Origin of the sequence: Flavisericum labens (genome assembly GCF_045446075.1) — a bacterium.
GTDB classification, from domain to species: domain Bacteria; phylum Bacteroidota; class Bacteroidia; order Flavobacteriales; family Flavobacteriaceae; genus Flavisericum; species Flavisericum labens.
This window is the reverse complement of record NZ_JBJJBQ010000017.1, coordinates 1-22,318: the sequence shown is the minus strand read 5'-3', so window position 1 is coordinate 22,318 and position 22,318 is coordinate 1. Positions and strand designations below refer to the sequence as shown.

20 protein-coding genes are annotated in these 22,318 nt (G+C 32.9%); all 20 read left to right on the top strand.

Features of this window, described 5'->3' with window-relative positions; genetic code table 11:
- Positions 1 to 490, top strand: a 490-nt coding sequence (locus ACIEHO_RS16040) for a hypothetical protein (RefSeq protein ID WP_406973593.1), incomplete at its 5' end; no start/stop codon positions are given.
- Between the two features lie 499 nt (positions 491 to 989).
- On the top strand, positions 990 to 4,211 hold the full coding sequence (locus ACIEHO_RS16035; protein ID WP_406973591.1) for a type ISP restriction/modification enzyme: 3,222 nt from the start codon (positions 990 to 992) through the stop codon (positions 4,209 to 4,211).
- Between the two features lie 12 nt (positions 4,212 to 4,223).
- Positions 4,224 to 5,993, top strand: coding sequence for a DUF4209 domain-containing protein (locus tag ACIEHO_RS16030; RefSeq protein WP_406973589.1), 1,770 nt, complete (start codon positions 4,224 to 4,226; stop codon positions 5,991 to 5,993).
- 321 nt (positions 5,994 to 6,314) lie between these two features.
- Positions 6,315 to 6,779: a hypothetical protein gene (locus tag ACIEHO_RS16025; RefSeq protein ID WP_406973587.1), complete on the top strand. Its 465-nt coding sequence runs from the start codon at positions 6,315 to 6,317 to the stop codon at positions 6,777 to 6,779.
- Between the two features lie 274 nt (positions 6,780 to 7,053).
- Entirely contained in the window at positions 7,054 to 8,646 is a 1,593-nt protein-coding gene (locus tag ACIEHO_RS16020; protein ID WP_406973585.1) for a type I restriction-modification system subunit M, read from the top strand.
- A complete protein-coding gene (locus ACIEHO_RS16015) occupies positions 8,636 to 9,850 on the top strand; it encodes a restriction endonuclease subunit S (protein WP_406973583.1) in 1,215 nt (404 codons plus the stop codon). The genes ACIEHO_RS16020 and ACIEHO_RS16015 overlap by 11 nt, the downstream gene beginning before the upstream one ends.
- A gap of 2 nt (positions 9,851 to 9,852) precedes the next feature.
- Positions 9,853 to 10,872 carry a hypothetical protein gene (locus tag ACIEHO_RS16010; RefSeq protein WP_406973580.1) on the top strand — a complete coding sequence of 340 codons (1,020 nt, stop codon included), beginning with the start codon at positions 9,853 to 9,855 and terminating at the stop codon, positions 10,870 to 10,872.
- Entirely contained in the window at positions 10,869 to 13,739 is a 2,871-nt protein-coding gene (locus ACIEHO_RS16005; RefSeq protein WP_406973578.1) for a type I restriction endonuclease subunit R, read from the top strand. The genes ACIEHO_RS16010 and ACIEHO_RS16005 overlap by 4 nt, the downstream gene beginning before the upstream one ends.
- A 4-nt stretch (positions 13,740 to 13,743) precedes the next feature.
- The gene (locus ACIEHO_RS16000) at positions 13,744 to 13,887 is read left to right on the top strand and encodes a hypothetical protein (protein WP_406973576.1); all 144 of its coding nucleotides are present in this window, start codon (positions 13,744 to 13,746) and stop codon (positions 13,885 to 13,887) included.
- Positions 13,888 to 14,015: 128 nt separating this feature from the next.
- Entirely contained in the window at positions 14,016 to 14,525 is a 510-nt protein-coding gene (locus ACIEHO_RS15995) for a TPM domain-containing protein (protein WP_406973574.1), read from the top strand.
- Between the two features lie 153 nt (positions 14,526 to 14,678).
- Positions 14,679 to 15,221 carry a hypothetical protein gene (locus ACIEHO_RS15990; RefSeq protein WP_406973572.1) on the top strand — a complete coding sequence of 181 codons (543 nt, stop codon included), beginning with the start codon at positions 14,679 to 14,681 and terminating at the stop codon, positions 15,219 to 15,221.
- Between the two features lie 331 nt (positions 15,222 to 15,552).
- A complete protein-coding gene (locus tag ACIEHO_RS15985; protein WP_406973570.1) occupies positions 15,553 to 16,071 on the top strand; it encodes a hypothetical protein in 519 nt (172 codons plus the stop codon).
- Between the two features lie 164 nt (positions 16,072 to 16,235).
- Positions 16,236 to 16,586: a hypothetical protein gene (locus tag ACIEHO_RS15980; protein WP_406973569.1), complete on the top strand. Its 351-nt coding sequence runs from the start codon at positions 16,236 to 16,238 to the stop codon at positions 16,584 to 16,586.
- Entirely contained in the window at positions 16,587 to 16,892 is a 306-nt protein-coding gene (locus ACIEHO_RS15975; protein WP_406973567.1) for a hypothetical protein, read from the top strand. It begins immediately after the preceding gene.
- 138 nt (positions 16,893 to 17,030) lie between these two features.
- A complete protein-coding gene (locus ACIEHO_RS15970; protein WP_406973565.1) occupies positions 17,031 to 17,762 on the top strand; it encodes a hypothetical protein in 732 nt (243 codons plus the stop codon).
- Positions 17,763 to 17,956: 194 nt separating this feature from the next.
- On the top strand, positions 17,957 to 18,982 hold the full coding sequence (locus tag ACIEHO_RS15965) for a DNA cytosine methyltransferase (protein ID WP_406973563.1): 1,026 nt from the start codon (positions 17,957 to 17,959) through the stop codon (positions 18,980 to 18,982).
- Positions 18,957 to 19,961 (top strand): BsuBI/PstI family type II restriction endonuclease, encoded by a 1,005-nt coding sequence (locus ACIEHO_RS15960; RefSeq protein ID WP_406973561.1) that lies wholly within the window; start codon positions 18,957 to 18,959, stop codon positions 19,959 to 19,961. The genes ACIEHO_RS15965 and ACIEHO_RS15960 overlap by 26 nt, the downstream gene beginning before the upstream one ends.
- Positions 19,962 to 20,125: 164 nt before the next feature.
- Positions 20,126 to 20,674, top strand: a complete 549-nt coding sequence (locus tag ACIEHO_RS15955; protein ID WP_406973559.1) for an HNH endonuclease — start codon at positions 20,126 to 20,128, stop codon at positions 20,672 to 20,674.
- Between the two features lie 153 nt (positions 20,675 to 20,827).
- Entirely contained in the window at positions 20,828 to 21,421 is a 594-nt protein-coding gene (locus tag ACIEHO_RS15950) for a hypothetical protein (RefSeq protein ID WP_406973557.1), read from the top strand.
- Positions 21,422 to 21,603: 182 nt separating this feature from the next.
- Positions 21,604 to 22,224 carry a hypothetical protein gene (locus ACIEHO_RS15945; RefSeq protein ID WP_406973556.1) on the top strand — a complete coding sequence of 207 codons (621 nt, stop codon included), beginning with the start codon at positions 21,604 to 21,606 and terminating at the stop codon, positions 22,222 to 22,224.
- Positions 22,225 to 22,318 lie beyond the last annotated feature (94 nt).

Below are 22,318 nucleotides of genomic sequence, written 5' to 3'. Positions count from 1 at the left end.
TAGACCTGTAAGTATTTATGTATATTTGGGTGTATATATAATAAAAATAAACACACCAGTGTGTTTATACACATGTTCTACGCAATTTGACCAACCAATGAACAAAGGATTAAAATATGGACTTCTGATTTTCGGAATTGTAATAATTACAGTTGTCGGATTTATTGGATTTGGACTTTATTCAATGGAAATTGAAGACCATTATGGCGACTTAAAGGAATTATATTATGATTCAGAAAACGGAGATTTGATTGTAAACAAAACAACATCCGAATTTGGAATAATTGAGAAAAACTGGAAACGAATTAATATTAGAACTCAACAAAAAGATTCGACTGATTTATATAATTGGGTTTATCAAAACGGGGCAGAAACTAAATCGGAAATTTATCGAGCGAAAAACGGAGAAACTGAACTGAACGGAATTACATACTCTGAATTGGAAAAAAGAATTGAAAATTCGGAATTTAAACTAATAATTAAGAATTAAATATGGAACCAAGTCTTTTGACTTCAATTATCGGAATTATCTTTTTTGCGGTAATTATGTATTTCGGATTTAAATACGCAGATGGAAAATGGAAAGTATCTGAATCTAAAAAAACTGAATACGTGAATTGGTCAAACAAACACGGAAAAACGATAAAAAAAGGAATTATTATAATATCAATAATTTACGGAATTTCGATGATAATTCAAATTTCGAATATGATTTAGCGGAATAAAAACTGCGTAGAACAACGTGTATAATTAATGGCTAGTTCTTGCCTACTTACGAAAATCCTCGCGGATTTTCTATTCGGTTTTTATTTGCTAAATTAGGTGCTTAAACACGCCACTAATCATACACAAGACCGTTACCAACAAGCGAAAAAAGAGCCAACCGCACAAATAGCACATTTGGTTTTTGCCGACACGAAAGCCAACGCAGAAAAAACCAAAAGAGCTATTTTTTGCCAACGCTCACCGAGAATAATGAGAATTGAAATATGACAATAGAAAATTACATTGACAACATAAATCAGAGATACAAACTCGGAAATGCGACAGAACATACATTTAGAGGCGACTTACAGCAACTCATTGAAAGTTTAGTGCCTGAAATTAGAGCAACCAACGAACCGAAAAGACAATCTTGCGGAGCACCTGACTACATCTTGACAAAAAAAGATATTCCTGTAGGATTTATTGAAGCGAAAAACATTGGAGATAAAGACCTTGAAGGAAAAAAGAAATCAGTAAACAAAGAACAATTTGACCGATACAAATCATCATTAGACAATCTAATTTTCACGGATTACATAGATTTTCATTTATACAATGATGGAGAATTTATTACCAAAATCGCCATCGCAGAAATTACTGAAAGAGGAATTGTTGCACTACCTCAAAATTTTGCAAGGTTTGAAAACCTTATCAAAGACTTTTGTACACACATTGGACAAAACATAAAAAGTTCAAAAAAATTAGCAGAAATGATGGCGGGCAAAGCCTGCCTTCTTTCTGATGTTATTGAAAAGGCTTTGACCAGTGATGAAGACAATCAAGAAGATAGTACTTTGAAAGAGCAAATGACTGCTTTTAAAAGTATTCTGATTCACGACATTACACCAAAAGGATTTGCGGATGTTTATGCTCAAACCATTGCTTACGGAATGTTTGCTGCTCGTTTGCACGACCCAACTTTAGATACGTTTAGCCGACAAGAAGCAGCAGAACTGATTCCTAAATCAAATCCGTTTTTAAGAAAACTCTTTGGCTACATAGCTGGACCCGATATTGACGACCGAATTAAATGGATTGTAGATAACCTTACCGAAATATTTTTAGCCTGTAATGTTGAAGAAATTCTAAAAAATTATGGAAAGACTACAAAAATGGAAGACCCAATTATCCATTTTTATGAAACTTTCTTGGCAGAATATGACCCAAAGCTAAGAAAAGCAAGAGGTGTTTGGTACACTCCTGCTCCTGTTGTCAATTTCATTGTTCGTGCAGTTGATGATATTCTAAAAACAGAATTTGATTTGCCACAAGGTTTGGCAGACACTTCTAAAACAAAAATTACTGTAAATACACAAACTCCTGACAAGCGTTCTACAACTGGTTACAAACAAATGGAACAAGAAGTACATAAAGTACAAATTCTTGACCCAGCAACAGGAACTGGAACCTTTTTAGCAGAAGTAATAAAACACGTAAACAAAAAATTTAAAGGACAAGAAGGAATTTGGAGCGGTTATGTAGAAAAACATTTACTACCAAGATTAAACGGTTTCGAGTTGTTAATGGCAAGTTATGCAATGGCTCATTTGCAATTGGACTTACTGCTAAAAGAAACAGGATTTAAACCAACAAAAGACCAGCGAACAAGAGTTTACCTAACCAATAGTTTAGAAGAATACCATCCAGACACAGGTACTTTATTTGCAAATTGGTTAAGTAGTGAAGCTAATGAAGCTAACCACATAAAACGTGATACTCCTGTAATGTGCGTTATTGGAAACCCTCCTTATAGCGGTATTTCTTCCAATAATGGAAAATGGATTAGTGATTTAATTGAAGATTACAAATATGTTGATGGTGTTCATTTCAATGAACGTAAACATTGGCTGAATGATGACTATGTAAAATTCTTACGCTATGGACAGCATTTTATTGAAAAAAACGGAAGTGGTGTTTTGGCTTTTATCAATCCTCACGGTTTTTTAGACAACCCAACATTTAGAGGTATGCGTTGGAATTTATTAAAAACCTATGATAAGATTTACACCATAGATTTACACGGAAATTCTACTAAAAAAGAAACCGCTCCTGATGGCTCAATTGACCAGAATGTATTTGACATTATGCAAGGCGTTGCAATCACAGTATTTGTAAAAACAGGGAAAAAGAAAACAAATCAATTGGGAAAAGTATTTCATTACGATTTGTTTGGGAAAAGAGACGTTAAGTACAATTACTTATCTGAAAACTCAATAAAAACAACAGAATTTAAAGAACTTACACCTAAAGAACCAAATTACTTTTTTGTTCCTAAGGATAATAAACAATTAGAAAACTACAATAAGGGATTTTTGGTTTCTAACTTAATGCAAGTGCAGTCAATGGGCATTACTTCCGCAAGAGATTCTTTTGTAATCAATTTTGAAAAAGAAGTTTTGAAAAATATTATAATAGATTTTGCAAACATTGAAATTGATGATTCGATAACAAGAGAGAAATTCTTTGGAAACAAAAAAGCGGGTAAATATTTGAAAGGAGACACAAGAGGGTGGAAAATGAGTGAAGCGAGAATCGCAATTGCCAATAATACACATAATGATTTCTTGTTACCAATATCATATCGACCTTTTGATATGAGGACTATTTACTATTCAGACTCAATGGTTGATTGGGGACGTGAAGAAGTAATGAAACACCTTACTCAAGACAATATTGCACTGTGTTTGGTAAGAGTGGGGCGTGATGCTGATGCTCACAATTATTTTTTATCAAATAATATTACAGACAAGAGTATTTCTTCTTCTTTAGATAATGCAAATGTTTTCCCCCTATATGTTTATTCTGAAAACAGCGGACAACAAACTATTGAAGAAACAACAGAAAGAAAGCCAAATCTAAATCAAGAAATTGTAAATGAAATTACTGAAAAGTTAGGATTGACCTTTACCAACGAAAAAGAAAATTCAGAAAATACTTTTGCACCAATTGACATTTTAGATTACATCTATGCGGTATTGCATTCGCCAAACTATCGCGAGAAATACAAAGAATTTTTAAAAATAGATTTTCCACGAGTACCTTATCCAAAAGACAAAGAGTCTTTTTGGGAATTGGTAAAATTGGGCGGAGAAATACGCCAAATTCATTTATTGGAATCTCCAAAAGTGGAAGATTACATTACAACTTATCCAAAAGATGGAGAAAACAACATAACAACTAAAATTGGGAAAAAAGATTGGGAATTATTTGATGAAGAAAAGCAATTGGGCAGAATTTGGATAAATGAAGAACAATACTTTGACAACATCCCATTAACCGCTTGGGAATTTTACATTGGTGGCTACCAACCTGCTCAAAAATGGCTAAAAGACCGAAAAGAAAGAACCTTAGAATTTGATGATATTTTACATTATCAAAAAATCATTGTTGCTCTTTCTGAAACGGACAGATTAATGAAAGAAATTGATAAAATTGAAATCATCTAAACATTACACCAAATGGATTTTAAGAATTTAGATGAATATTACGAATACCTTGAAAATGATATCAATTTTCAGTATTTGGATTTAAACACGTACAAATACATCACGGCTTTACGAGATAAGATTGAAGATGAAAGCACGAAAAAGTTATGTTCGTATGAATTATTCTTTGCTGACTTTTCAATTGAAGAAGGTAAACATATTCCAAAATTCCAAAGCGGTGCAAATGCCTATCCAACATTAGAGCTATTTGACGATAATTACGATTACATCAAAACACGAGCAGATAAAGTACAAAACCCAAAATACAAAGCAAAGTACAATCATCTACTTTGGTTAAGTCCGCAGAAACATATTGATTTTGCCAGAGAAGCAATTGAAAGTTATTTATTGCTTTTAAAAAATTCTTCGTTTTCAGTTGATGATAATTTGCAATGCTTTTCATTTGCCAAGTACTTCAAAAATCTTTTTATCCTTAGTCAAACTGTAAACCACAAAAAAGATGAAATTATAAGTTATTTGGATTCGCTTTTGGAAAGTGATAAACTAAACGATTTTACAAAATATTCATTGATGGATTTCATCATTAAGAATGGTAAAAAAATAGATACTTCAATTACTCAAAAATTCTTCGATTATTCACAAAACAAAATTTCCAATTTAGACGAAACGGTTATAGAAAGCTATTTAAAATTACTCGTTATTCTTAGTCAAAAACTTAATACTTCACCAAGTGAATTTCACGAAAAATTAGGCGATTATCATATTTCCCAACTTGATAAGGAAAAGAACAAAGGTTTTATTGCTCATCATTATTACACAAACGCATTAGAAGAATACAAAAAGGCAAACAATAAAACTAAGATTGAAGAAATAGCCGTTTTACTTGAACAAGCGAAAAAGACAATTGACCTCAAAAAGGTTTCTTTTGAATTAGAAGATGAGAAATATAATAAGCTTTTAAACCAATGGTGGGATTCTATTAAAGAAAAAACTACACAACTAACAGAAAATGGAAATGCTAAGGATATCTACGGCTATTTGATTTTAGATAATTTATTGCCTAAAGCTGCTGTCTTGCATGAAGAAATAAAGCCAGTTATGCTCGATTTAGTTACTACAATGTCGTTTGACATTAATAAAAATGTAAGTAAGAACAAATCGGGCGGAATAAATCCATACTCAATACACATTAATAATTTTTCTATCAATCACATTTGGTTTGTTGTTTCAAAAGGAATTAAATGCGGTAAAATTTCCTTTAATAGTTTAATTGACTACTTAAAAAACAATTCTTGGTACGGACAAGATTATACTTATTTGGACACAAACAACGAAACACAAGGTTTCAATTGGATTGAATTGCTTTCACCATCAATACAAAGTTTTTTCGTTCAAACAGAAATTGATATAAAAACAAACAAGCATAATCCTCAAGGATATATTTTGGCAATAGACAGCTTGGCATTAAAATTTGAAGGTTTATTACGTGAGTTATCAAGAATGATTGGTGCTCAGACAATAGAAATTAAAGAAAACGGAACAGAAGAAAGGATTGGTTTCGACAAATTATTGGATAATGAAAAACTAAAAGCATTAATTCCAGAAGATGATATTGCATTTTTTAAATTTTTGTTCACATCAAGCGGAATGAATTTGAGAAACAATGTTGCTCATTGCTTTTTTACGACTAAAAATTACACATCAGCAGTTATGCTTTTACTAATTGTTGCATTACTAAGACTTGGAAATTATAAACTTGAAACGAAAGAAAAAGAACTTTAAATGAAAAGCCAACGCATAAAGTCATACACATTGCCAAGTCGCTCGAAATACCAACCACACGAGCCAAACTTATCAAAGAGTATGCCATTGCCAACGCTACAAACAGAACGGAAAAACAGCCAGTTGGTAACACTGTATATAGCCAATAGGGCGTTTATAGCTTAATCAAGGTTTGGTGCTTTTAATAAAGTCCGCCAAGCTAAAATTTATGATATTGAAAAGAAAATTAAATATAAAAATGTTTAGCTTGGCTAAGTGCAAGTTTGAAAGTTCAATGCTTTCTATTGCCCTACTGTCCATATACTAAACGTTGTAAGTAATTTGAGAAAAACGCTAAACATACTGTTATTTCTGTCATTCGGACTTCTTTCTTGCAAGTCTGAAAAGAAATACTCGGACTATGACGAAACCGATTTTTATGAAGTTCAAGGAATAATAAGTTATGCAAATCAGACAAGTGACCCTTTCGATAGTACGACGGAAAAAAATGTGAGTTTTACCTATTTTTTAGACCGACCAAATCCGAAAACGGGAATTGAGAATAACTTGGAAATGTTTGAAGCTCAAAACGGATATCCTTTAATAGTTCTTGTGCATAAAGAAGACGAAAACATAAGTTTTTATGGTCGAGTTGGAATTCTTGAAAATTTGAACGAAAAGGAAAAAGAATTTCTATCTAAGCACATCGAAAAAGAAATGTCTAAGCTAAAGAAAAAGACACCTGAATATATTTATAACGCACTAATAAAAGACTCTGTAAAAGAAAATAAAACGGACAAAAAATAAAAAACTACTTACAACACCGTATAAAAAAAATTGCTAGTTTTAGCTAAACCAAAGTTAGTTGCTCGTTTGCTAGCATCTGATTTTCCTTCGGAAAATCCTCGCACACAAACACGCAACTTTCCTTATACATAAACGTTACCTGCAAGCTGAAAAAAGCCAGCCGCACAAATAGCACATTTGGTTTTTTCCAACGCAAAAGCCAACGCTAAAAAAACCAAAAGAGCTATTTTAGCCAACACACGAGAAAAGTGAAAATAAAAGAACTAAATAAAATATGTCAGAAGACCAAAAAAGAATATTAGAAACCCAACTTTGGGGAATAGCGAACCTATTAAGAGGAAAGATAAGTGCAGACGACTACCGAGACTACATTCTCGGTTTTATCTTTTATAAATACCTGAGTGAGAAACAATATCTCTATGCTAACGAACTACTTAAAGGCGAAGAAGTAACCGATTATAAAGAAGTAACCGATACGGAAACGCTTGATGCAATTAAAGAAGAATCCCTTTTGAAATTGGGTTACTTCCTGCAACCTAAAGAATTGTTTTCGGAATTAGCGAAAAAAGGTAATGCCGATACTGAAAGTGAAAGCAATTATATCATAGAGGACTTACAAGCGGTAATGAACCACATTGAGCAAAGCACAATGGGTACGGAATCTGAAGAAGACTTCAATGCCTTGTTTGAGGACTTGGATTTGACTTCAACAAAAATTGGTAGAACCGTTGGAGCGAGAAATGAAGTAATTGTAAAAATCTTAAACCACCTCGACAAAATCGATTTCAAATTACAAGATATTGATGCAGATGTTCTTGGTGATGCATACGAGTATTTGATTGCAAAATTTGCAGCAGGAGCAGGAAAATCGGCAGGAGAATTTTATACACCACAACAGGTTTCTAAAATATTGGCAAAAATTGTAACCACAGGAAAAACAAAACTAAAATCAGTATATGACCCAACCTGCGGTTCGGGTTCTTTATTGCTTCGTGTGGCTCGTGAGGTAGAAGATGTTGGAGAGTTTTATGGACAGGAACTCAACCGTACTACGTACAACTTGGCTCGAATGAATATGATACTGCACGACATTCATTTTCGTGAATTTAGTATTGAACAAGAAGATACCTTGGAAAACCCACAACATCTCGAAAAACGTTTTGAAGCCGTAGTTGCCAATCCACCATTTTCGGCACATTGGAAAAGCGACAAGAATCCTTTGAACAATACAGACGAACGCTTTAGCCAATATGGTCGATTAGCACCAAAAACAAAAGCGGATTATGCGTTCATAACGCATATGATTTACCAATTGGCTGACAACGGAATTATGGCAACTGTTGTACCACACGGTGTTTTGTTTAGAGGTGCTGCTGAAGGAACAATACGCGAATATTTGATAAAAGAACTTAATTACTTAGATGCTGTTATTGGCTTGCCTGCAAATATCTTTTATGGCACCTCTATTCCAACCTGTATTTTGGTATTCAAAAAATGTAGAGAAGTAGATGACAACATTGTTTTTATTGATGCCAGTGGAGACGACCATTACATCAAAAACGGCAACCAAAACGAATTGCGTGATGAAGATGTAGAGAACATCATCAACACCTACCGTAACCGAGAAACAAAAGACAAATACAGCTATGTAGCCAGCTTAGAAGCAATTGCAGAAAATGATTACAATCTTAATATTCCTCGTTATGTAGATACGTTTGAAGAGGAAGAACCCATTGACTTAGCGGAAGTTTCAGAACGATTGGTTGGTTATGATAATGACCTTGAGGATGTGAATAATGAAATTATTGGCTTTTGTTCTGAATTAGGTATTGTACCACCTTTTAAAGTTGAAGAAGATGGAGAATAACATTACACCAGAATTACGGTTTCCTGAATTTGATGGAATTATTGATAAAAATGTGCTCAATACATTTTGTGAAATAAACCCAAAAACAGAGGATTTACCAGAGAAGTTCATCTACATTGATTTAGAAAGTGTGAATAATGGACGTTTAGAAAAAGAAAATGAAATTACCAAAGAAGGTGCACCAAGTCGAGCACAAAGAGTTTTGCAAAAAGGTGACATTCTTTTTCAAACCGTGAGACCATATCAAAAAAACAATTATTTCTTTAAAAAGGAAGGAAGTTATGTAGCTTCAACGGGTTATGCTCAAATAAGGACTAATCAATCAAAGAAATTTATATTCCATTATTTGCACACAACGAAATTTGTAAATAATGTCCTAAGAAGATGTACAGGAACAAGCTATCCAGCTATTGGCACTACCGATTTAAAAACAGTTCCCGTTTTCTTTCCAATCCCAGATGAACAAGAAAAAGTCGGTTCTTTTCTATCTAGTATAGACAAACGAATCAATCTTTTAGAAAAAAAGAAAACAGATTTAGAGCAATACAAAAAAGGTGTAATGCAAAAAATCTTTTCACAAGAAATACGCTTTAAAAAAGAGGACGGAACAGATTTTCCAGATTGGGAAGAAAAGAAGTTGGGAAATTTAGGAAATACATTTAATGGATTAACAGGAAAGACAAAAGTAGATTTCGGAGAAGGTAAACCTTACATACAGTATATGCAGATTTTTAGCGACTCTAAAATCAACACATCACAATTTGGATTGGTTAAAATTGAAGAAGGCGAAAATCAGAGCAAGGCACAACTCGGAGATGTATTTTTCACAACATCATCTGAAACACCTAATGAAATTGGAACTGCTTCGGTCTTAACAGAACCCGTAGACGAAGTGTATCTAAACAGTTTTTGTTTTGGCTTTAGACCAAATTCTTTGGATGAGTTAATTCCCGAATTTTCTCAGTTCTTTTTTAGAAGTGAAAATGTGAGACGTAAGATTATTCCATTGGCACAAGGAAGCACTCGTTTCAATATGTCGAAAGTGGAACTAATGAAATTGAAATTTGATATTCCTAAAAAGGATGAGCAAGAAAAAATTGCATCTTTCTTGGGATCTATTGATAAGGCAATTCAAAAATTAGAAAACCAAATTGAAGATAGCAAAGAATTCAAACAAGGTTTACTGCAAAAAATGTTTGTGTAAGAATGATAAAAATAAGAAACATCATAAAGGCAAACATTGAAAACAGTGGTCATTTTGAAGAGTATTTCAAAATAATAGATATTATTCAGGCCAATGAAATAGCAAATCCAGATATATGCATAGAAAGTTGTAAAGCACTTATTGAAGGAGTTTCAAAAACTATAATAATAAGCCTTGACAACACCAAAACACCAGCCAATATTGATGACGAGAATCTACCAAAATTATTCAAGCAATCTATGAATTTGCTTTCTGATAATTGTGAAGATATTGAAGGAGATTTTGTTGTTAGGTTCTCTGCAATTATTCAAGTTTTAGGAGAAATTAGAAATAAAAGAGGCGATATTTCACACGGAAGAATGGCACCAAAACCCATTTTTAGCTCGTCTAAACTTGCAACCACAGTCAAAAATATGACTGAAAATATACTTGAATATGTACTCGAACATTACTTTAGTTTGGACTTATCGAGCGGCAAACTGATTTATGAGGAAATAGAAGATTACAACAATTGGCTTGATGAGAACACAGAATTTCCAATAAAAAAGGCAAAGTATAGTCAACTACTTTATGAAAATGACTATGACGAATACGAGAGCAGGTATTCTGACGAATTTTTGAAAACCGACGAAACAGAAGAAGAAGTTGCTGTTGAAGTTGAGAAAGAACAAGCTGAGGAAGTTGAAACACCTGAAAAGGAAGTTGTCGAAGCGGTGGAAGAAAAGCCAAAAGAAGAAATAAAAAGATTGGTAAACACCTTTGATGAAGAGGCATTTTGGGATGAACCTACGACAGGAAAAGTTTCAGTTTTTGCAGAGGAAGAGAACCTAAAAACCACAGAATTAAAAGAATTGGTAACCGACTACCTATTTAGTGACAAAAAGCCTTTGCGTGATGCTGTGGCAAACGCTATGAATGAGAAGCCAGCACTAAAAGACAGAGCAAAAGTAATTGAAACACTTACGGGAAAAATTATTGATTTGGCTGATGAATTACAAAATCCAACAGACGAAGAGGAATGACCACACAGCCAGAACAAATATTAGAAAACAACTTGGTTTCCCAGTTACAAAAATTGGGTTACAAAAAAGCAGTTATAAGAAATGAAACCGACCTTTTAGATAATCTGAAACGTCAATTGGAAATTCATAATAAGACTACTATTTCTGACAGTGATTTTAAGCAAATTCTTAACTACATCAATAAAGGCAATGTATTTGAACGAGCAAAGATTTTACGAGATAGAGTTCCATACACCAACGACAAAGGCGAGCATAAAACCATTGAATTAATAAATCAGATACATTGGTGTCAGAACGAATTCCAAGTTACCCAACAGGTAGAAATGGAAGGCTCATATAAAAACAGATATGATGTAACCATTTTAATCAACGGTTTGCCTTTGGTGCAAATAGAATTAAAACGAAGAGGTTTGGAGCTTAAAGAAGCCTTTAACCAAACCAACCGTTATGAAAGACATTCCTACGGAGCAGGACAAGGTTTATTTCAGTTTATACAAATCTTCGTAATCAGCAACGGTGTAAATACAAAGTATTACGCCAATAGTCCATTAAAAGCTCGTTCGTTTAAACAAACCTTTTATTGGAGTGATGTAAAGAACAAACTAAACACACAGCTATCCACTTTTACTGATATATTTTTAGAGCCTTGTCATATTTCAAAAATGATAACGAAATATGTGGTGCTTAACGAATCGCAGAAAATATTGATGGTGCTTCGTCCCTATCAATTCTATGCTGTAGAAGCGATTATTGAGCGAGTAAAGAATACAACCGATTATGGTTATGTGTGGCACACAACAGGTTCAGGTAAAACATTAACTTCTTTTAAAGCAGCACAAATACTAACAAATCTACCTCAAGTACATAAAGTGGTTTTCGTAGTTGACCGTAGAGATTTAGATTATCAGACAACCAAAGAATTTAATGCGTTTAGTAAAGGAAGTATTGATGGTACAAATAATACCAACGCTTTGGTAAAACAAATGGTTGGCGATAACAAACTGATGGTTACTACCATTCAAAAACTAAATACCGCAATAAGTAAGAAAAGGTATTTGAGCAGAATGGAGACATTAAAAGATGAACGCATTGTATTCATTTTTGATGAGTGCCACCGTTCTCAGTTCGGAAAAACACACGAAACAATCAAAAATTTCTTTACAAATTGCCAAATGTTCGGTTTTACAGGCACGCCAATATTTGAAGCTAATGCAGGAAAAAATGAGTATGGTAAGCGAACAACGACAATGCTCTTTGATAAAATTTTGCACAAGTATGTGATTACAGATGCCATCAGAGATGAAAACGTATTAAAATTTTCTATCGAATACATCAGCACTTTCAAGAAGAAAGACCACATTTTGGATATTGACGTAGAAGCCATTGATGAAGCAGAAGTAATGAACGCACCAGAGCGTTTAAATAACATTGTAGATTACATCATAACCAATCATAATCGCAAGACAAATAGCAGAGAGTTTACAAGCATCTTTGCTGTCTCTAACATTGCCACTTTAATTGAGTATTACCAATTATTTCATCAGAAAAAAGAGGCAGGAGAACACAATTTACGAGTAGCCACTATATTTTCTTATCAAGCTAACGAAGAAGATAAAGAAGCTGTAGGAGATACATTTATTGATGACGAATTCTTAAACAACGACACATACAGTATTGCAGCTGAACCACAACAAAAATATGGTAATCAGCATACCAGAGACTATTTGGAAGACTTTATGGGTCATTACAACAAACAGTTTAGTACAAATTACACGACTAAAGACAGCAAAAGTTTTTACAACTATTACAATGATGTAGCAAAACGAGTTAAGCACAAACAAATAGACGTTTTGTTAGTGGTAAATATGTTTTTAACAGGCTTTGATAGCAAAGCACTGAACACACTTTACGTTGACAAAAATCTACGTTATCACGGTTTGATTCAAGCCTATTCTCGTACCAATAGAATTTTGAATGAGTTGAAATCACAAGGAAACATTGTTTGTTTTAGGAATTTGAAAGGAGCTACTGATGAAGCCATTTCACTTTTTTCAAATATCAATGCAAAAGATGAAATCATAATGCAACCTTATGAAGAATATGTTGCAAAATTCAATCAAGCATTTATCTCATTATTGCAAATCGCACCAACTGTAAATAGTGTAAATGACCTTCCAAGCGAAGAAGAGGAATTAGAATTCATCAAAGCTTTTAGAGAGCTAATGCGACTGAAAAACGTATTGGCAACCTTTACAGAATTTGACTTTGTGGACTTATCAATGGACGAACAAAATTTTGAAGATTATAAGTCCAAATATCTTGACCTTTACGACAAAGCAAAATCGGCTCAAGCAAAAGAGAAAGTATCAATTCTTCAAGACGTAGATTTTGAATTAGAGTTAATTCACAGAGATGAAATCAATGTAGCTTATATCTTGAAACTCTTAGCAAAATTAAAGGATTCAGATGCTGAAGAACAAGAAAAGCAGAAGAAGGCAATTTTAGAATTGATGTCAGGAGACACTCAGATGCGTAGTAAACGTGAACTGATTGAACGATTTATTCAAGAGAATTTACCACATATTGACGATTCAGACGATATTCCAGATGAGTTTGCCAATTATTGGAGCAAAGAAAGAGTTACAGCAATTGAAAATTTAAGTGAAGAAGAAAATTTAGATGCTGAAAAATTGCAAGAGGTTATTGGAAACTATTTGTTTACGGAGAAAAAACCATTGAGAGATGAAATAATTGGAATGTTGAAAGAACGCCCAAGTTTGAAAGACCGAAAAACAATAGCCGAACGAGTGACTGAAAAAATAGTCGGATTTGTAGAAACATTTATAAGTGGAATAACAAGACCGTAAAGAAATGCCAACGCTAAAAGCCATACACATTTGCAATTCGCACCAGCCAACGCTGCAACCAAAAATTGCAAAAGAGTATGTCTTTGCCAACGCTGAAAACCAAGCAGAACGAAGAAAGCCAGCAGGTAACAATGTGTATAAGCAATAGCGGTTTTAGGGCAAAATTGAAAAGAAATGAATATTAATAAAGGTAAGTGTTTAACCGAAAAGTTAGTGGTTTTTAATCCGCTACTGCTCATACACTAGACCGTTGTACACAATACCCAAGCGCCTGAAATGAAAATCGAAAAACTGATAATCGGAATTTTAATAATCAGCTTATTTGCTTGTAATAATTCAAAAATTACTGAAGTTAAAACTCAACCACCTGAAATTGAATTTGACTTTTCTGATATGCCAGAAAATTATGAGGCTAAACCTGAAACTTACGTGAATGATTTGGAAAAAATCTTTACGAAAGAACAAAATGAGGAATTAGAAAAGCTTTTAGTTAAACTTCAAAAAGAAAGCGGAAAAAAAATTCTGATTTTAACAGTTCCTTCAAAAGAGAAATTAAACAAAAATTGGAGTATTGACAACGGATTTACAAACAGCGGAATTATAATAACTGTTAGTGAATCTTTAAAAGATGTCGGAATTGGAATAGCCAAAGACACGAAAGATATTTTACCTGAAAGTACTCGTGAAAAGATTATTAAAAACACTATCATTCCTGAATTTGAAAAGGGAAATTATTATGGCGGAATTAATAAAGGAATAGATGAAATTTTAAATAATTGGAAATAAAAGTACTGTGTACAACACTGCCTATAGTTTACTGCTTGGCAGTTTTTCCTTCGGAAAAACCACGCAAGCGTGAACGTTAGTGTTTATTTGTTAAATTTATTGCTGAACCGACGCAGCAAACCATAGCCAAAAACGTTGTGCCACATTTGACAAATGACAGATAAAGAGATAATAAAACATATCGATTTAATAATTAAAAATATTGAGGACTTTGATGCTTTCGGTATCAAAGACCCTGTTTTTGACCAATTAAAACCTGAAACAAAAGACGAAAAAGAGTATTTTTTCAAGTTAATCGACCAAATAGAATTGTTTGCTAAAAACAATGACTTGTTCATTCGTAGAACAAAAGGCGACTGGTTCAGATTAACCGAGAAAGGCAAAAGACTAAAACAATCTAATAAGTCGCTTAAACACTTTGAGAAATCAGAAAATAAAACCGAATGGTATAACAAACCTTGGGTCGGATATTTAATAGCAGCCATTGTTTTTATATTTACTGTTTACCAACATTTTGACAATCGTTCTCTAAATCGTGAAGTTGACCTTTTAAATAAAAAATCTGACTCTCTAAATAATTTACTTTTAACTTATAAAGATTCTGTTTCTGAATTGAAACTACAACTTGACAAGCAAAAACGAGAATTAAAACAAGATACATTACCCAAGTCTTATCCTTCCGATTTAAAAAATTAAAAACGTGGCACAACAATGTATATAAAAAATTGCTTTTTTTGTTCTTTTCTCTATGTTCCATCTTTTCTGTTTTTTTTGTTTTTAAACCGAAAAGTAACGCATATTAACACGCAACTTTTCATATAATAGACCGTTACCCAACATTTTGAAGACAGCAACTTATAAATTGAATTTTAAGTCTATTACTAGATTATTGAGAACTAATATTGTAATCCTAGTCTTCGTAATAGTTTTAAATCATTTCTATTTCAAAATTTACAATCTAAAAGCTATACTAATTGCTCTAGGATATTGTTTCATTTTGTTCAATGGCCCCGCAATTTATTTGATCTTGAATTATTATAAGTTTAACAAAAACACTGAATTTTCAATTGATAGTAATTCAAACATAATTACAATTACCCAAAGAGGAATAACTAAACAATATTCTCTAGCAAATGTGAAATACTCAATATATAATCTTGGTAAATATTGGCAAAACGCGATTGACAAAAATTACCGAATTCCAACACTTTTCTCGGACTTTGGATATTGGGATTTAACCTTTGAAAATGGAGACCGTTATTATCTCACGACTTTACTTCATGACTTCTTGTTAGAAGAAGATAAGCTTAAGGATACAAAATACCGATTTAGACTCATTCCATATATAGATAAATCAGAAACGGAAAAAGGAATTGAACTAAAACCAATAAAGTATAAACCAAAAAGTAGAATTGAAAAATTAAAAGAAAGCTATAAAGAGAAAACAGTTGAGGAACTGAAATATATTATTGAAAATAAAGGTAAATATCAAAAAGAAGCAATTGCCGTTGCGGAACAAATTCTGAAAGAAAAAAACGTTGGGTAACACCGTATAAAATTAATTGCTAGTTCGAGCTTGCTTACGAAAATCCTCGCGGATTTTCTATTCGGTTTGTATTTGCTAAATTAGGTGCTTAAAACACGCAACTAATCTTATACAACAACGTTGGCAGTAATTTGAAAATTCACAAAATTAAAACAATTTAACCAATGAAAAAGATAATATTTTGGATTTCAATTTCACTGAATTTAATATTGGTTCTCGGAATATTATGGAATAATTTTAATTCACCTTCGAATAAATTAGGTGTTTTAAAACAGGATATTGAAGTTGGTTACTTTATGGGAAAGGAGACTGTATTCACTTTACCAAAAGGACTGACTGTAAAAGACAAATCTGAACGTGGAATAGCCGCAATCGGACAATTTGAAAATAATAGATTTTCAATAGTTATTACATCAGATAAAGACATAGTAGACTATAATGTTGATGAAAAGGAACTGAATCAAAACGGTAATTACTATTCAGCTGAATTTAAAACTTATTTGAGCGAAGAATAGATGAGAAAAAGTAAGACTTTAAAATGGACTTTGATTTCGATTTGTGGAATTGGAATGGTGCTGACAAGTTTTACTGTGCTATATGATTTGCTAATTCCTGACATTTGCTATTACCACACTCACGAAATGAATTCATTTTTGAATTTGTTTTATAGCGCTGAACCAGCAAGTAATGGACATCCAGAACCGAATATTTTGAATTTTATTTTATCATTATTAGTTGGTGGAATAATTGGAAATGGAATTTATAGAATACTGACAAAAAAGGATGAATTAAAAATAAAAACTACTGCCAACAATGTATAACCGCAATTACGGCGGATTCGACTACGTCCGAATCCACTCGGAATTGCTAACATCAGTGCTAAACCGAAAATTAACGCATATTAACCCGTAACTGACGGTTATACGAGACCGTTGTGTATAATGCCCGAAACCGACAAAATGCATTTTTCAAAAGAAATACAAAGAATTTTAACCGAGACTAATTCCAAAGTGGAATTGGCAAAAACAGTTGATGGAATTCTACCAAATCGTTATGCATTTTACAACAAAGATGGAAGAAGTTTTCGAGCGGAATTTGCTCAAACTGACAAGGACTTTTCGATTGTTCTATTTGAGCGGACTAAAAAGCAAGACTATGAACAATGCTTCGCGCGTGGGATTTTTGGTGATTTAAAAAGACTATCAAAAGTAATCGAATTTTGGATTGGAGAACAAAAATCAATTTCCGAAATAAAATCCGAATTTAATGAACTCGAAATCTACGAAGATTTTGACTTTGAAAATCCAAATTCAGATATCGAAAAAGCTTGGAACAAAGTCAAGAATATGTTCTTTAATGACACGAAATTTTGGGAGAATACGGAATGGAAAAACAGGTATTTGAAAATGCTACTCGGAGCAAAAAAGCATACTGAATTTTATGAACTGTTTCCTTTCACAAGTCATTATTGGTTAAGATTTAGTCCCAAAAAGGAATTTATAACCGAATGTTGGGCACTTGACACTTATATTGTTCCAATATTTCATAGTAAGGAACAACCAAAGGAACTTGGAAATTACTATGTATCAACAGATGAAAACAAAGACGGAAATTACTTTTCGGATTTGAATGACGCTCTTGATTTTTATGCTTCAAAACTGAAAGAAACTGAACCGATTAAATGGAATTAAAACAATAAAAGCACTATACACAACAATGGCTATAAGTAATTGCTTGTTCTCGCCTACTTTGGAAATTCCTGCGGAATTTCAAACTTGGTGAGTACTTGCAAAGTTAAGTGCTAACCCACGCAACTACTCATAGCCGAGACCGTTGTGCCTAATGCGGGAAAAACATTCAGGCAGAAAAATTGTACCTTTACAAAATGGAATATTGGGAAGAAATAAATACTAAACTAAAACCTTGGATTGACACTGATTTGAATAAAACAGTGGTTGATTTATTTGCTGGTTGCGGTGGACTTTCCCTGGGCTTTGAGGCTAATGGATTTAAAACTATTGGCTATGAAATGGATGAAAATGCGACAAAAACATACAACGAAAACCTAATCGGAGAATGTTTTAATCAAAAACTGACAACTGAAACCATTTATCCAAAAGCAGATATTGTTATTGGAGGTCCACCTTGTCAACCATTTAGTGTTGGAGGCAAACAACTTGGTTTAAAAGATTCTCGTGATGGATTTCCGATTTTCTTAGCAGCAATAAAACAATTAGACCCAGAAGTTCTTCTTTTCGAGAACGTTCGTGGAATGTTGTATAAAAACAAATGGTATTTAAAAGAAGTTATCGAAGAACTTGAGAAACTGGGTTATTATGTGAGTTACTCGCTTTTAAATGCTAAAGATTATGAAGTTCCACAAAACAGAGAAAGAGTAATTGTAATAGGTTCTAAAAAGAAAAACAGATTCCCTAAAAAAATAAATCGAAAAGTTACAGCAGGAGAAGCTCTAGGAGAATTAGCTTTTCAATTTGATGAAGACTCAAAATTCTTCACAAAATCTATGGATGAATATGTTGCTAGATATGAAAAAGCTTCAAAATGCGTAAATCCAAGAGATTTATATTTAGATAGACCTGCTCGAACCTTAACTTGTAGAAATTTAGCTGGAGCTACTGGAGATATGCATCGAGTTAGATTAAAAGATGGGAGAAGACGTAGAATTACAGTTAGAGAGGCTGCTAGACTTCAAAGTTTTCCTGATTGGTTTGATTTTATAGGTACACAAACACATCAATATAATCAAATAGGAAATGCAGTAGCACCAAATTTCGCTTATCATTTGGCTTCCAGTATTAAAGACTATTTGACTAATGATTTGACATATTTAATTACAGAAAACGAACAATTCAAACTATTCGAGAATGAAGCAATATATCAGTCCAGATAAATTTAAAAATAAGTCCAAAGAAGTTCAGGAACTGATAAACACTACACTTTTCATTTTAGACAGCTTTGGAATCCCTATTGATTCTACACCAAGGCGATTAGAAAGAATGGCAATTGCTTTTTTAGCAACTGCTGATATTAAAAATATAGATGATTTCAAATCAATTAAGGACTTGAACAGTGGATATTCCTTAAAGACAAGGGATGTAATTAACTATGTCAACAAAAATTTCGGAGAAGACATTAGTTCAGGCTCATATGACGACATAAGGAGAAAAGACTTAAAACTGCTGACTGTTGCAGAGGTTGTTTTAAGGTCTAGTCCAAATTCTGCAACAAACGATTCTACTCGTGGATATTGTATTAATCCAATGTATGCAGAACTCATAAGAAAATATGGTTCTAAAAATTGGGAGGAACTTGTTGCAAAAAAGCTTCAAGGAATTGAGCCGTTAAATCAAAAACTAAAAAGACAAAGAGAAATACAAAAGGTAAAAGTATCTCTGCCATCTGGAGGAAAACTTGAATTTTCTGCTGGAGAGCATAATGATTTACAAAAAGCCATAATTGAGGATTTTCTACCTAGATATGGTTTTGGAGCAGAAGTTTTATATGTTGGAGATACTTCAAATAAGTATTTACATTTAGAAACTGGGAAACTCGAAGAACTAAATTTCTTTGAAATTTCTCACGAAGAATTACCTGATGTAATTGCATATTCTAAAGAAAAGAATTGGCTTTATCTAATTGAAGCAGTTCATTCATCGGGACCAATTAGCGAAATTAGATTACTACAACTTGAGAAATTAACGGAGAATTGTAAAGCTGATATTGTTTACGTAACCGCTTTTTTAGATAGACCAAAGTTTAGGAAATTTATGGCAGATATTGCTTGGGAAACTGAAGTTTGGATAGCGGATAATCCTGACCATATGGTTCATTTCAATGGAGATAAATTTCTCGGACCATACAAAGGATAAAGCACTAGGCACAACAATGTATAAAAATAATAGCGGTTTAATGGCTAAAACGAATGTAAGTAAATATAAATAAGGTCTGTGTTTAACCGAAAGTTTAGAGCTTAAAAATCCGCTACTATTCTTATACTAGACCGTTGTAGTGCATTTAAGAAAAACATTTTAGAATGATAAGAAACTATTGGAATGAAGAATGGAAAGAGATTGAATTTGACGATAGAATTGCTGAAAACGAAAAATTCAAAATCTCTAATTACGGACGAATTTTAAACTGTAAAGACGAAAAGGAATTTGAGGTAAAAAAATCATTTATCAATGGCTACCAAAATCTTCCGCTAAAACAAAAACGAAATGGAAAGTCGACTAGCAGATATGTTCACAAACTTGTGGCTCAACACTTCCTCGAACAGAATGAGGGAATTTATGTAATTCATCTAAATTACAACAAAACCGACAATCGTGTAGAAAACCTAAAATGGGCAACGAAAAGAGAAAAAGAACTTCATCAATTTAACAATCCGAACTGGAAAGAAATCGTTGAAAAAAGAAGTAAAAAAATTGGCAAATTAAACGAAGGAAAAGTAAGAATAATTAAACGCCAATTAAAAAACAAGAGAACAAGAATTAATATGATAGCAAAACGTTTTGGAGTATCTGATACGCAAATTCATAGAATAAGAAAAGGAGAAAATTGGAGTCAGGTAACCGAATATTAATGAAAAAAAACGCACTACAACATCGGCTATAGTTCACTGCTACGGAATTTCCTACTGGAAATTCCAAGCATTTCACTAACTTTGGGGAATACTCGGAATAATTCTGCCGAATTATTCCGCAGCGAAACCATAGCCAAAACCGTTGTGCAACATATGAGAAAAACTGAAAGACATATTAGAAAGAGAAATCGTTTCTCGATGATTTTTCCAATTTTGACAATTATCGGAATTGGAATTGTTGTTGTGCTCTCTTCGTTTTATGAAAAAAGTTGGACATATAACTGGAATGGAATTCGACAACAAATAAAGGACAGTGTAAAAGTTGCGGAATATGGAGGAATTTCAAGCGGAGTAGTTGGAATTGATGCCAGACGTCCAAAACAATTTGACAGAAGATTTTGGATTATGAAAAATGCAACGGAATCTGAACTTTTAAAACTGACAGACTATCCAAATGGTACAATAAAAACCATTGCATACGAAGGACTAATTAGAAAACCTGAATTTAAAAATAAAACGGATTTGATTTTAAAAGCTATTTCGGACACCGAATATCCAGTTGAATTTCAATCAGGCTGTGTCGGAACAAATATGAATATTAGCGAATATCTTGTCGATTTTGTTTTATACATAGACGATAAAAGTCCACCACCACCAATTGGATTTGAAAATAAGTTTGGACTTTCGGAAAGTGAGCGGAATAAAATACTTGTTGAATACAGAAAAATTCCAAGTTTATGGAAATAAAAATACGTTGCACAACAATGTATAACCGCAATTACGGCGGATTCGACTACGTCCGAATCCACTCGGAATTGCTAACGCCAGTGCTTAACCGAAAATTAACGCATATTAACCCGTAACTGACGGTTATACGAGACCGTTGTAAGCAATTTGCCCAAACCGAAAAACACACTACAAATTAGAATATGAGCGAGAATAAATTTATCGAAAAGTTTCAACACAAAACTGATTCGGAATTAGAATATATTTTAGAGAATAAAAAGAGTTATAACGAACAAGCTGTTTCAGCTTCAATTCAAATTTTAAAAGAACGCAACGGAGAATCATCGGAATTAAAAAGCGTTGAAAAACAAATTGAAACCGAAAAAGAAAAAAAGGAAATAATTCAAAGAAAAGAAGTCGAAGAGAGTAAAAAGAAAAATAATATTACTGACGACCCAAATGCACCTGAATTACATTCAAAAAAAGTAATTATGGTTTTTTCTGGACTTTTTTCAACCATATTCGGAGCAGTTTTACTAATGTACAATATGAAACAAATTGAAAATAAAGCAGGTAGAATTCAAGTCTTAATTTTTGGAATTTTATATACAATCGCAACTTTGGTAGTTGTGAATTTAGTGAATATTGGCGGAAACATTGCTTTGATTTTTAATATTGCAGGAGGTGGAATTTTGACAGAATATTTCTGGAATAAATTTATTGGAAAAGATTTTGAACACAGAAAAAGAAGTTGGATAAAACCAGCAATAATATCGGTTTTAATAACAATTCCGTTGATTTTAGCAATGATTTACGGACAATAAAAACTGCTTACAACACCGGTAGCCGTTGCACAAGCCCATAATTTTACAAAATCATGATACAAAACGCCCATTTTAAGGGCGTTTTTTTTTATAC